We start from the raw sequence: 12,364 nt of genomic DNA, 5'->3' as shown, positions 1-12,364 counted from the left end.
GGTTATGAGCACCGTCACAGTCCCGCCTACGGTAGACGTACGTCACTTGCCGAAGGCTGTTCCCCACGGGGGACCGGAGAGCGCCAGGAGCACCATGAACGACCTTGCGACCACCACATCCGAATCGACCGCTCTGGTCGACCTCGTTGTGAAGGGCATGCTTCGAGGGCCGGTCACGCCCGAGCTACAGGCTGTCGTCGATGCCGGTGACGCCGTGGCCAAGGGCCCGGTCGTGATGCCGACGCAGGCCGGAATCGCCGCTGCCGGTGCGCAGGTTCGTCTCACAGACGGAAGCGACGAGCACTCTGCGGTCACCGACTTCCTGCGCGCATTCCTACCGGTCAACCGTCGGCTGCGGGAACTGTGCACCGCATGGCAGTGCCGTCCGGACGGCACGGCAAACGACCACGGCGATGCACAGTACGACGCCAGAATCCGCGACCAGCTCGAGGACATTCATACGTCCGTGGCCAAGCTGCTCCGCCGCGGTGGGAAGCAGTGTGCAGTCCTACTGGAGTACCGCGACCGCCTACATGTCGCACTCGAACGGTTCGACAACGGCGACACCGCGTCGATGACGTCGCCCTTGACCGATGGCTATCACACCGTGTGGATGTGGCTCCATCAGCACGTGCTGATGATGCTGGGACTCACCCGCGCCGAGGACGAGGCCCTCGAGGAGGAACTCGTTCGCGGTAGCGCCGAATGACCCTGTCCGACAGTTCCGTACTCACCTCCGCGCGCGCAGCAGTGCCGTACGGGCAAGGCCGTGCTCGCGGTCTCGGTGCCGACGCGCTGGGGGTGCACGGCGTCGAGATGGACAACCTTGTCGCGCTCGGGCTTCCGGTCGTACCCGGGCTGACGGTGCCGATCGGGTCCGGTGCCGGCCTGCGCGTTCCCGACACCGCGAGCGCCACGATCGATCTGTTGGAGAAGTTGGCAGTCCGCGGGATCTGGCCGTCGGTGCGCACCGAGCGCCGACCCATGCTGCTGCATCTGCGATGCAGCGCACCGGTTCCGGTGTCGGCTCTGCCTCCTGCCATCTCGGTCATCGGGCTCTCGCCCCTGAACGTCGATGCACTCGTCGAGGTGATCGGACGCGATCGCGACATCTACGACTCGTGGGCTGCGACCCTTCGATTCGTCGCCGAAGGTGCCCTCGACGTCGACACCGACGATCTCGACGATCTGGACGAGGACCACCCCGACAGTCGGTCTCGCGTACCCGCCCTTCTCGAACTGATCGAACGTGCGACGGGCAGTCCGTTTCCCACCGAACCTGCCGAGCAGCTCGGCCTCGCAGCGACCGCCATGTTGGCTCGCTGGGCCTCTCCCCGCGGGCAGCGGGCCCGCCGCTCTCTGTCCCTACCGGACGATCTGGGCCTTGCACTGCACGTCCGTGCTCTGCGACTCGGCCCCTGGGACGACTCGGGCCATGGTTCCGCCGTCAGCCGCGACCTCGAAACCGGCAAGTACGCACCCCACGGCGTGTTCCACCTCGGTGTCCGCAAAGCCGATCCCAATCCCGGTCCTGGCGAACCACTGTCCAGCACTCCCGGTGGTGAACAGATCCTCGATCAGATCTTCGCGACTCTCGAGCCGCATCTGCGCGGTGTCGCCGAGATCGAGTTCGAGGTCCGCGATCGCCAGCTCGCCCTGCTGAGTGCAGGCGCGCTGGACCATCCAGGCCCACGTGCGGTCACCAATCTCGCCGTGGATCTGGCCAACGCGCGATCGATCGACCGCAGCGAGGCAGTGCGCATGCTCGAGCCCGACCTGATGCAGGACCTTCTGCACGCTCAGCTCACCCTCACCGGTAGCGAGCAGTTGCTCGTCCGCGGACTCCCCGCGTCACCGGGTGCGGCCGTCGGCGAGATCGCACTGTCGAGCGATCGAGCACTTGCTCTGGCAGCGCAGGGCAAGGCCGTCATCCTCGTTGCGTCCGAGACCAGCCCCGCCGACGTGCCCGCTCTGTTGGCAGCCACCGCGGTCGTCACGTCCAACGGCGGGCTCGCATCCCACGCCGCCGTCGTTGCCCGCGGTGCCGGTCGTCCGGCGGTCTGCGGCGCGGCGACCATCCGCATCGACAAAGAGCGCGCCACCGTGACGGCCGGCGGCGTGACCCTCGCCGAGGGCGACACCGTCTCGGTCAACGGCCGTACCGGTGACGTCTACGTCGGTACCGTGGCAATTCGGCCGGCCGAGCCGTCAGCGGAACTGGAAGTGTTGCTCGGTTGGGCGGACGACATCCGCGAACTGCGAATCCGCACCAACGCGGACAATGCCGACGACGCCGCTACCGCCTTTCGCCTCGGTGCCGAGGGAATCGGACTGTGCCGCACCGAGCACCAGTTCCTCGGCGATCAACTCCCGCTGGTTCAACGGCTGGTACTGGCCGAGAGCGAGGCCGAGGAGATCGAGGCCATTGCGGCCCTGACCGCCGCGCAACAATCGGACTTCACCGACCTGCTCCGTGTCGTCGGCGACCGACCCGTCACCGTGCGCTTGCTCGATGCGCCGCTGCACGAGTTCCTCCCGGCCGACGGCCACTATCGCGACCGCGAACAAGCCGAACGTGCTGCTGCCACACACGAATCGAACCCGATGCTCGGTCTACGCGGAGTTCGATTCGCCATGGTGCAGACCCGGTTGTATCCCGCCCAGGCCGAAGCTCTGTTCCGTGCGTGGGTCGTGGTGAACGGCGAAGGAATGACACCGCAACTCGAGGTCATGATTCCGCTGGTGTCGCTGCCGGGCGAACTGACCGAGGCCATCGCACAGGTGCACCGGGCCGCTGCGACCGTTGCCGCCGACACCGGCGTCACCGTTCCCTATCTCGTCGGCAGCATGATCGAGACTCCCCGCGCAGCCCTGCTGGCCGAACCATTGGCCGCCGAGGCCCAGTTCCTCTCCTTCGGGACGAACGACCTGACCCAGCTCACCTACGGGTTCTCCCGCGACGACGTGGAGAAGACGGTACTGGCCCACTATCTCGAACACGGTCTGTTGACGGACAGCCCGTTCGCCGTCCTGGATCGGGACGGTGTCGGCGCTCTGGTCTCCATGGCCGTCGACCGTGCCCGCACCGCTCGTCCCGACGTCAAACTCGGTGTCTGTGGTGAGCACGGCGGCGATCCGCAGTCCATCTCGTTCCTCAATTCGCTCGGCCTGCACTATGTCTCGTGCTCACCTCGGCGGGTCCCGGTTGCCCGGCTCGCCGCGGCGCACGCCACCCTCGAAAGCCGGTGAATTCCACACGATGAGCGCCGAACTCGACGCCCTTCGAGCTGCCGTCCGCGCTGCTGCCACCGAACTCGGCGGACACGACCTGTGCCGTCGACTCGATCCGGCCGGCCCAGGATGGGACACGCGCGCCTGGTCGATACTGGCGGAGCAGATCGGAACAGCAACACTCGGATTACCCGAATCCTGCGGTGGCATAGGTGGATTGGACGAGTTGGCCGTCGTCGCCGAGGAGCTCGGCGCTGCCCTGCTTCCGGTCCCCTTCCTCTCGACCCTGTTCGCGGTGCAGGTGCTCGTCGGCGCAGGCAGCGCCGAGGACGTGGTGTCCGACATCGCCGAAGGGCAGCCTGCGGCATTCGCCGGGCTCGACCGGCGCGGGTGGTGGTCGCCCGACCACCTGCCGTTCACCGCCTCGGAGAACAGCCACGGATGGACGGTGAGCGGGCACACGCCAGCCGTCCCGGGTGCCGCAGGCTCGCGATGGATCGTCACCGTGGCCGCAACTCCCGACGGCCCCGATGTCTTCGTCCTCGAGGCGTCTGCCGACGGCGCGTCGATCTCCCGCGTCGAGACACTGGATCTGTCCCGCGCTCAGGCCTCTGTGACCCTCACCGATACCTCGGCACGACGTCTCACGACTGGCGGCAGCGCTGCGACCGCACTACTTCCGGCCCTCGACCTCGCCTGCATAGTGCTGGCCGCCGAGCAGCTCGGCGGTGCCCAGGCCAGTCTCGATGCCACGGTCCGGTACGCCAAGGAACGACGGCAGTTCGGCCGCGAGATAGGTAGCTTCCAGGCGGTGAAGCACTCGCTCGCAGACCTACTGGTGCTGGTGGAGTCGAGTCGGTCAGCGGTGACCCGCGCGGTCGAAGCCGAAGACCGCACCGAAGCCGGTTCGGTTGCCCAGGCGTGGTGCTCGGACGCGTACCGAACGGTGACGGCCGAGGCGGTGCAACTGCACGGCGGCATCGGCTTCACCTGGGAGCACCACTGCCACCTGTACTTCCGACGTGCACGCGCAGACGCTCAACTCTTCGGTGGTTCCGCGTTCCATCGGGAACGTCTGGCCCTCGCCCTCGCCTGGTGAGACCTCCACCCGGTAGATCAGCGCTTGTCGCGCCCCGACCACGGCCGATCACGATTCTCCCGTGGCTCGGACGGTAAGCCGAGCACTCTTTCGCCGATGATGGTTCGCTGAATCTGATCGGTGCCGCCCGCCAGCCGGTAACCCGGGCTACCCAACACGTGCTCGGACCACGCGAAGAGGTCGTCGTTCACCCGGGCGGAGATGTTCTCTCCCAACAGGTCTGCGGCAATCTCGCCGATCCTGCTCAGCACGTCCGATGCCATCAGTTTTCCGACCGACGCGGCCGGTCCCGGCGAGATCCCTGCCGCAGCGGCCCTCGCTACCCTGTCGGCGGTGGCGGCGCGCAGTTCGGATCGGATGTACACGTCGGCGATGTCCTGACGCACCAGCGGATCGCCGGCCACGCCGAGGGATTGTGCGAGAGTCACCAACTCTGCGACCGAGCCGCCCTTCTTGCGGGTCACCGAACCGGAGGCGGTGCGCTCGAAGGCCAGAGTGGCACCGGCAACTTTCCACCCCGCGCCGACGTCGCCCAGGCGCATGCTGTCGGGAACTCGAACGTTGTGCAGGAACACCTCGTTGAAGGATGCGCCCCCGCTCATCTGCCGAATCGGGCGGATCTCGACGCCCTCGAGGTCGAGTGGAACCAGGAACGCGGTGATTCCCTTGTGCTTGGGCACGTCGGGATCGGTGCGGGCCAGGAGCATCCCGAGGTCTGCGAACCGTGCGCCCGACGACCACACCTTCTGCCCGTTGAAGATCCACTCGTCACCGTCGCGCACCCCACGGCATCCCAGAGCCGCCAGATCCGAGCCGGCACCGGGCTCGCTGAAGAGCTGACAGGCCAGCAAATCCGTGCGCAGCAAGGGATTCGCGTAGGTCTCACGTTGTTCGTCGGACCCGAACATCGCAACCGCGGGGCCGACGAGACCCGTGGTGACACTGATGAGTTCGGTCGAGGGCGGAACATCGAACTCGCGCTCGGCCTGAGCGATGGCCGATGCGAACGACGCGGGAAGCCCGCGTCCACCGTGCTCGACCGACAACGTCACCGCGCCGTAGCCTGCATCGAAACGCCTGCGACGGTATTCTCTGACGGCGTCGAGCAAGGCCGACTCGTCGTCATCTGACAGATTGCGAAAGACGGCCAGGTCCGGCCGGTCGTCCGGTGACGGGGTCGGCCGCGGCGGGAGGATAGAGCTCAACCACGAGCGGACCTCCGACCGGAAATCGGCCAACTCGGGAACGGTGTCGACAACCTCTGTCATGGTTCGCCTTTCGCTATCGGCTCGTCAGCACGGTGCAGGCCGACAGACCCGGTGCCCCGTAGACATGCGTGAATCCGACGGTCGGCCCGCCGGGCACCTGACGCCCGTCCGCTCGACCCTGCAGTTGACGCACCACCTCGTGCACCTGCCGCAATCCGGATGCGCCGATCGGCTCACCTCCGGCCAGACATCCACCATCGGTGTTGATCGGAAGGTCGCCGTCCCAGTCGGTCGCTCCGGAGCCGAGCAACTGTGCTTGCTCACCGTGCTCGCAGAGCCCGGTTTCGGCCATGTGGATCAAGTCGGACCCGGAATCGGTGTCCTGCAACTGCGCCACATCGACGTCGGCCGGATCCACACCCGCTCCGGCGAATGCAGACGCGGCCGCGTCGATACTCGGGCTGTGCACCGGATCGGTGGTCAACCAGGGTGAGAAGACCTCGAAGGATCCCGGTCGTCTCGTTCGGACTTCGACGGATGCCAGCCGAATCGGCCGCTCGCACATGTCGTGTGCCCGCTCACCCCGAGCGAGAATCAGTGCCACACCGCCCTCGCCCGGCGAACAGAACATGTACTGGGTCAGCGGGTCGTTGATCATCGGGGACGCCAGAACCTGCGCAGAGGTCAGCGGAGTGCGACGCCATGCCATCGGATGCGCGGCCCCGTTGGCGAAGGCCCGCTCGGATACCGCGGCGAGGGCGTACTCGTCGAGTCCGTACCGGTGGAGGTACCGACGAGTCTTCATGGCGAAGTACTGCGTCGTGACCATCAGACCGGTCTGCGCGTACCAGGGGTCGAGACCGTAGGCCGCTGGGTCGGATGCGAATGCTCCTCGCGGGTGCTTGTCGAAACCGACGACTGCGACGATCCCCGCTCGACCGGCGGTGAGCATGTCGGCCGCGGTCGACAGCGCGACTCCCCCTGTGGCGCAGCCGTTCTTGACGGTCGTGAACGGGATTCCGGTCAGCCCGAGCCGAGACACCAGCGAGTCGGGCTTGCCGGAGACGTTGCTGCCACCGACGGCCGCATCGACATCGAACCACCCGATTCCGGCGTCTTTCAGTGCGGCACGAAGTGCGTGTTCACCCATGTCCATGCCGGAGACACCGTCGTGCCGCCCGAAGGCATGCATCCCCGCTCCGACGACGAAGATGTCGGCCGGACTCACGAGACCACCCTGGCAAAGGCGAACGTGACCTGGCCCCCACCGACGTCGAGCAGACGCAACTCGACCTCGTCACCGATCGCGACCTCACCGACTATTCGCGACTCGACCAGAACCGCACCGAGATCGACGTATCCGACGACGAACGGTTCGAATCCCGACGACGGCGGCTGGTACGGCGGTTTCGGCGCGAACGCCTGGGTGGTCCACGTCCAGATCGTTCCTCGGTTCGGCAGCGCGATGCGCGTGACGTACTCGCCGGTACACCCCGGGCACCGATGGGCTGCCGGAAAGACGACCACATCGCAGTCGCCACAAGAACTCCCGGCCAACAGTGGTGGGTCGAGTTCGACGAACAGCCTGTCGTCGATCGCAGTCGATTCCATCTCCTACCGCTCGCCTAGTCCGCCAACAGGCTCAGCGGACGCGCCAGGATCTCGCTCACCGTACGGAGGTATTCCGCCGCGGGAGCTCCGTCCACGGCCCGATGATCGAACGTCAAGCTCAGAGTCATCACCTGAGTCTTGACGGGAGTGTGCCCCTCCCAACGGAATCCGTCCTTCACTCTGCCGACTCCGAGGATCGCCACGTTGCCGGGATTGATGACCGGCGTGAAGAAGTCGACTCCGTACGCCCCGAGCGTGCTGACCGAGAACGTCGCACCCTCCATATCGGACGATCCCAGCCTCCCCGTCCTGGCAGCTGTCGCCAATTCCGTGGTGCGAGCGCCGATTGCGCCGATCGACAACGAATCCGCTCCCCGGACGACCGGAACGACGAGACCACCCTCGACCGACACGGCGACGCCGATGTCGATGGCCTCGAAGAGGGTCACCTCGTCGTCGGCGATTCCCGCGTTCAGCAGTGGATGCTTCCTCAGCGCCAGCGCTGCGGCCTTGACCACGAACGCGTTGAGGCTCGGCGGCTTCGACCCGCTGCGCGCGGACTCGGCTCCCAGTTCGGCCCTGATCTGCACCAGTGCGGTCACATCCGCTTCGTAGCCGTGCGTCAGCTGCGCCATGGAGTGCAGACTGTCCAGCATGTTGCGAGCGATAGCGCCTCGCATGCCCTTCAGCGGAATGACGTCGCCGGCTTTCGGGCCGGTCTCGCGCGCAGGCGCGTCCGCTCCCACCGGTTCCACGGCAACTGGAGTCGACACACTGTGCCCGGCAGCAGCCTCGATGTCGCCCTTGATGATTCGCCCTCCGGTACCGGATCCGACGAGCCGGCTCAGATCCACTCCGAGCTCGGCTGCTCGACGACGGAGTACCGGTCCGACGAACTGTCCGGCCGCGCGGTCCGCACCGACCGCCTTCTGTGCCTGCGCTGCTTCGGGTGTCGCTACCTTCTCGTGAACAGGCACTGCCGCGAGGAACTCCTCGACGTCCTCGGACACGATTCGTCCGCCGGGGCCGGAACCCCGTACACGGGCAAGATCGATGTGGGACATCGCAGCGACCCGACGGGCATTCGGAGACGACTTGATTCGTGAGTCGCTGCCCAGGGTGGGCACCTCGGTCTCGACGGCGGCGGTGGCACCGTCGGCGGCGGCCGGTTCGTCCGCGGTCACGACCGCCGCGTCGACGCCCGGTGCCGTTTCCCCGTCGCCGAGAAGCCACCCGATCACCGCGCCGACGGGCAAGACGTCACCGGCCTGCGCGGTCGTCGCCAGGATTCCCTCGGCCTCTGCCTCGACATCGACATCGACCTTGTCCGTTTCCAGGCGCAGAAGAACGTCGCCCAGACCGATGCGCTGGCCGGATTCGGCCACCCACTCGCCGATCACGCCTTCCTGCATCGTCAGACCCAGCTTCGGCAGCACGATCTGCTGAGCCACGATCAGTTCCTTTCGAGGAGACGGCGTGCACCCGCGACGATGCGGTCGGCGTCGGGAACGTAGGCCTTCTCGAGTGGAGTGCTGAACGGCACAGGCGTGAAGGGCGCGCCGACGCGCAGGACGGGCGCGTCCAGGTAGTCGAACGCCTCCTCCTGGATCTGCGCGGCCACCTCGGCTCCGATTCCGCCGAAAGTCACTGCCTCGTGCACCACCAGAATGCGGTTGGTCTTCGACGCGGACCTCACGATGGTGGCAGTGTCCAGCGGCTGGACCGTGCGAGGATCGACGACCTCCACCGACACCCCGGACTCGGCCAGGATGTCCGCGGCTTTCAGCGCTTCGGAGACCATGCGGCCGAACGCCACGATGGTCACGTCCTCGCCTTCTCGCGGGACGGACGCCTCGCCGAGCGGGATTGCGTAGACGTCCTCTGGAACCTCGGCGCGGGCACCGAGAAGGACCTTGTTGAGCATGAACACGACGGGGTTGTCGTCACGTACCGCCGAAACCATCAGTCCCTTGGCGTCGTACGCGTTCGACGGCATGACCACCTTGAGGCCGGGCGTATGAGCCAACCAGGCCTCGAGGCTCTGTGAATGCTGTGCGCCCGCACTGACTCCGGCTCCGTATGCGACTGCGATGACCATGGGGACCTTGACCTCGCCGCCGTACATGAATTTCATCTTGGCGGCCTGGTTGACCACCTGATCGAGCGCGACGGCCAGGAAGTCCATGAACATGATGTCGATGATGGGGCGTAGACCACGTGCGGCCGCCCCGACGCCGAGTCCGATCAGACCCATCTCGGCGATCGGAGTGTCGACCATGCGGCGCGATCCGAACTCGGCGAGCAGCCCGTCGTACATGTGGAAGACGCCGCCGTAGGCCGCGACGTCCTCGCCGGCGACGAAGACGTTCTCGTCTTCGTGCATGACCTGGGCGACGGCCTCGTTGTAGGCCTTGACGTAGGTGATGACTCTGCCCGCAGCGGCCGGTGCCGTCGCGGTTGCGTTGGGTGATTCCGTTGCAGTAGACATTCTCAGCCTTTTCAGATCTTCAGTCGCTGTAGACGTTGAGGGCGAAGTCGGCCAGATCCGGATACGGACTGGCCTCGGCGAAACTCACGGATTCTGCGATGTCGGCGTCGACCTCGGCCCAGACGGTCGCGAATTCGGCTTCGGTGACGAGCCTCTCGGTCACCGCCCGCGCTTCGAGCAACTTGATGGCATCGCGCTCCTTCCAGGCCTCGACCTCCTCCGCGGTGCGGTACGTCTTGCGCAGACCCTTCACACCCTGATGGTCGTAGTACCGATACGTCTTGGCTTCCACCAGGGTCGGACCGCCACCGTTTCGCGCTCGCTCGACCGCGCGACCGACTGCGGCCCGCACGGCGATCGCGTCCATTCCATCGCAGATCTCGCTCGGAAAACCGTAGGCCGCAGCGCGATCGGCCACATTCTCCAGCTTCATGTGGTCACGGAGTGCCGTGAACTCGGCGTATCCGTTGTTTTCGCAGACGAAGACCACCGGCAACCCGAGTATCCCGGCGATGTTGGCCGCCTCGTGGAACGCCCCGATGTTGCTCGCTCCGTCGCCGAAGAAGGGGACCGCCACCGAATCCTCCTCGCGGTACTTGGCCGCGAACGCAGCACCTACGGCGATCGGAATACCGCCTCCGACAATGCCATTGGCACCGAGCATGCCGATCGACAGGTCGTTGATGTGCATGGAGCCGCCGCGGCCCTTGCAGTAACCGTCGACGCGGCCGAACAACTCGGCGAACATCGGCTTGAATTCGGCACCCTTGGCGACGGCATGACCGTGTCCGCGGTGGGTCGAGGTGATCTGGTCGGTGTCCCTGAGATTGGACATCGTGCCGGCTGCGACCGCCTCCTGGCCGACGTAGAGATGCAGAAAGCCCGGCATCCGACCGCCCTCCATCAACCGGCCGGCCTCGGTCTCGAACTGCCTGATGCGCACCATCCTGCGGTGCAGATCGAGCAGAACCTCCCTGCTCGGCGTCGGATCGTTCGACCCCACGGGCTCTACGGCCTCGCGGGTCGGGTCGGTCGCGGTCGAAGTCACCACGTACACCTCTTCTCTGCAGACTTTGTTTACGTCTTCACCAGTATGGGCCCCACACTAGCGCAATGTAAGTAGAATCACTATAAAGTTACTTCAGCCCGCCGCGTCACACCTTTGGAGGATCGATCCCATGCTCGACCGAATCAGAGATCGAGCACGAGTCGAGCCATCAGGCCGGGCATTGACGGACGACACCACCTCGATGACGTGGTCCGACCTGCTCAGCGCCCTCGAGGCGCTCGGCGAGCTCCTTCTCGAGATCGCCCCCGATTCGGACGATCGCATCGCCGTCATCGGCGAGAACTGCGCTCCGACCCTGCTCACGCACGTGGCGGCCATCGCGCGGGGGGTCGGTACCGTCGCGATCTCCCGTCAGCTGACACCGAACGAGATGTCGGAGCAGTTCCTCGACTCCGGAACCGTCGCGGTGGTGACCGGTCCGGCCGGCCTTGCCTCGGCCCGCGCCGCAGCGGCCACCGCGGGCCTACGCGAAGTGATTGCGCACGGCTGCGACGGTGGCGTCGACACGGTGGCCTGGTCGGTGGCCGTCGCGCCGCAACGAGCTGCGTCTGCATCCACACCTCCGACCCAGCGCCCCGCACGTCCGCCTCTGGTCTACACATCCGGCACCACCGGCCGTGCCCGAGGCACCCAGGTGCGTTGGTTACCGGCCACGGGCCAGAGCGCTGCAGAATTCGCCGACGCGGTGGCCGCGCGGTCGGGTTACCCGGACGGGGTTCACCTGGTCGTGGGACCACTTCAGCACAACGGGCCGTTGACCGCCGTTCGGCATCTGCTCTCCGGCAACCCCGTGGTGGTGCTGGGACGTTTCGACGCCGAGAGAACGCTGGATTCGATCGACCGCCACCGCGTCACGTCCACGTTGATGGTTCCGACGCACTTCCAGCGGCTGCTCGGACTCGATACCCACATTCGCTCGATGTACGACGTTTCCAGTCTCGAGTACGTCGCGCATACCGGCTCGGCGTGCCCGCCGGACGTCAAGCGATCGATGATCGACTGGTTCGGTCCGGTTCTGGTGGAGTCCTACGGCGGCAGCGAAATCGGGACGGTGTGCAAGATCGCCTCGCCGGACTGGCTCACGCACCCGGGATCGGTCGGGCGGGCAGTACCGCCCTTCGAGGCTGTCGTGGTCGACGCCGACGGAACCGAACTCGACCGCGGGCAGGTCGGGGTGCTGGGCTTCCGAACGCCGCCGGAACGCAGTGTGGTGTATCACGCTGATCCCGAGAAGACCGCAGCCGCTTACATTTTGCCGGGTGTGGCAACGCCGGGCGATGTCGGCTACGTGGACGAGAACGGGTTCGTCTTCATCACCGACAGAGTCGCCGACATGGTGGTGTCGGGAGGCGTGAACCTCTACCCCGCCGAAAGCGAACGAGTTCTGGCCGCACACCCTGCCGTGGCGGAGGTCGCAGTCATCGGAGTACCGGATGCCGACTTCGGTGAAGCCCTGCTGGCTCTGATTGTCCCGGAACCGAATACACCACTCGATATCACCGAACTCGAAAGGTTCGCCAAGGCGTCGATGGCATCGTACAAATGCCCCAAGCGCTACGTGATCGTCGACGAGCTGACGCGCAACGTCATGGGCAAGCTCGACAAGAAGGCACTGCGAGCGCCGTATTGGGACACCGACCGGACCATCGCCGGATAGA

General features: G+C 66.3%; 10 protein-coding genes. 4 read left to right on the top strand and 6 right to left on the bottom strand.

From position 1 onward, the window contains the following. The first annotated feature begins 94 nt into the window (after positions 1-94). The 3 genes from CH283_RS05230 to CH283_RS05220 are packed head-to-tail and all read left to right on the top strand — an operon-like array spanning position 95 to position 4,330. Positions 95-709, top strand: a complete 615-nt coding sequence (locus CH283_RS05230; RefSeq protein WP_094639098.1) for a hypothetical protein — start codon at positions 95-97, stop codon at positions 707-709. Further along, positions 706-3,249, top strand: a complete 2,544-nt coding sequence (locus tag CH283_RS05225; protein WP_094639097.1) for a putative PEP-binding protein — start codon at positions 706-708, stop codon at positions 3,247-3,249. The genes CH283_RS05230 and CH283_RS05225 overlap by 4 nt, the downstream gene beginning before the upstream one ends. Positions 3,250-3,259: 10 nt before the next feature. Further along, positions 3,260-4,330, top strand: coding sequence for an acyl-CoA dehydrogenase family protein (locus tag CH283_RS05220; protein ID WP_094639096.1), 1,071 nt, complete (start codon positions 3,260-3,262; stop codon positions 4,328-4,330). Positions 4,331-4,347: 17 nt separating this feature from the next. Here CH283_RS05220 and CH283_RS05215 read toward each other — a convergent pair whose 3' ends face one another. From CH283_RS05215 to CH283_RS05190, 6 genes are read right to left on the bottom strand one after another with little or no spacing between them, the layout of a single operon-like run. Next, positions 4,348-5,598 (bottom strand): acyl-CoA dehydrogenase family protein, encoded by a 1,251-nt coding sequence (locus CH283_RS05215; RefSeq protein ID WP_094639095.1) that lies wholly within the window; start codon positions 5,596-5,598, stop codon positions 4,348-4,350. Positions 5,599-5,611: 13 nt separating this feature from the next. Further along, positions 5,612-6,766: a thiolase family protein gene (locus CH283_RS05210; RefSeq protein WP_094639094.1), complete on the bottom strand. Its 1,155-nt coding sequence runs from the start codon at positions 6,764-6,766 to the stop codon at positions 5,612-5,614. Further along, entirely contained in the window at positions 6,763-7,149 is a 387-nt protein-coding gene (locus CH283_RS05205) for a Zn-ribbon domain-containing OB-fold protein (protein ID WP_094639093.1), read from the bottom strand. Before CH283_RS05205 ends, CH283_RS05210 begins: the two co-directional genes overlap by 4 nt. Before the next feature lie 14 nt (positions 7,150-7,163). Beyond that, positions 7,164-8,600 carry a 2-oxo acid dehydrogenase subunit E2 gene (locus CH283_RS05200; protein ID WP_094639092.1) on the bottom strand — a complete coding sequence of 479 codons (1,437 nt, stop codon included), beginning with the start codon at positions 8,598-8,600 and terminating at the stop codon, positions 7,164-7,166. 2 nt (positions 8,601-8,602) lie between these two features. Then, positions 8,603-9,637, bottom strand: coding sequence for an alpha-ketoacid dehydrogenase subunit beta (locus tag CH283_RS05195; RefSeq protein WP_094639091.1), 1,035 nt, complete (start codon positions 9,635-9,637; stop codon positions 8,603-8,605). 19 nt (positions 9,638-9,656) lie between these two features. After that, positions 9,657-10,685 (bottom strand): thiamine pyrophosphate-dependent dehydrogenase E1 component subunit alpha, encoded by a 1,029-nt coding sequence (locus CH283_RS05190; protein ID WP_303396120.1) that lies wholly within the window; start codon positions 10,683-10,685, stop codon positions 9,657-9,659. 130 nt (positions 10,686-10,815) lie between these two features. Here CH283_RS05190 and CH283_RS05185 point away from each other — a divergent pair, with 130 nt between their 5' ends. Beyond that, positions 10,816-12,363, top strand: a complete 1,548-nt coding sequence (locus CH283_RS05185) for an AMP-binding protein (protein WP_094639089.1) — start codon at positions 10,816-10,818, stop codon at positions 12,361-12,363. The last annotated feature ends 1 nt before the right edge of the window (position 12,364 follow it).

Origin of the sequence: Rhodococcus sp. 05-2254-2, from assembly GCF_002259095.1 — a bacterium.
Classification (GTDB): domain Bacteria; phylum Actinomycetota; class Actinomycetes; order Mycobacteriales; family Mycobacteriaceae; genus Rhodococcoides.
This window is presented reverse-complemented; position numbering and strand designations above follow the sequence as displayed.

Bases quoted from the DNA above. Each gene is read 5' to 3' on its own strand.
- CH283_RS05185 (WP_094639089.1), top strand. From the start codon at position 10,816: ATGCTCGACCGAATCAGAGATCGAGCACGAGTCGAGCCATCAGGCCGG.
- CH283_RS05195 (WP_094639091.1), bottom strand. From the start codon at position 9,637: ATGTCTACTGCAACGGAATCACCCAACGCAACCGCGACGGCACCGGCC.
- CH283_RS05215 (WP_094639095.1), bottom strand. From the start codon at position 5,598: ATGACAGAGGTTGTCGACACCGTTCCCGAGTTGGCCGATTTCCGGTCG.
- CH283_RS05205 (WP_094639093.1), bottom strand. From the start codon at position 7,149: ATGGAATCGACTGCGATCGACGACAGGCTGTTCGTCGAACTCGACCCA.
- CH283_RS05225 (WP_094639097.1), top strand. From the start codon at position 706: ATGACCCTGTCCGACAGTTCCGTACTCACCTCCGCGCGCGCAGCAGTG.
- CH283_RS05230 (WP_094639098.1), top strand. From the start codon at position 95: ATGAACGACCTTGCGACCACCACATCCGAATCGACCGCTCTGGTCGAC.
- CH283_RS05220 (WP_094639096.1), top strand. From the start codon at position 3,260: ATGAGCGCCGAACTCGACGCCCTTCGAGCTGCCGTCCGCGCTGCTGCC.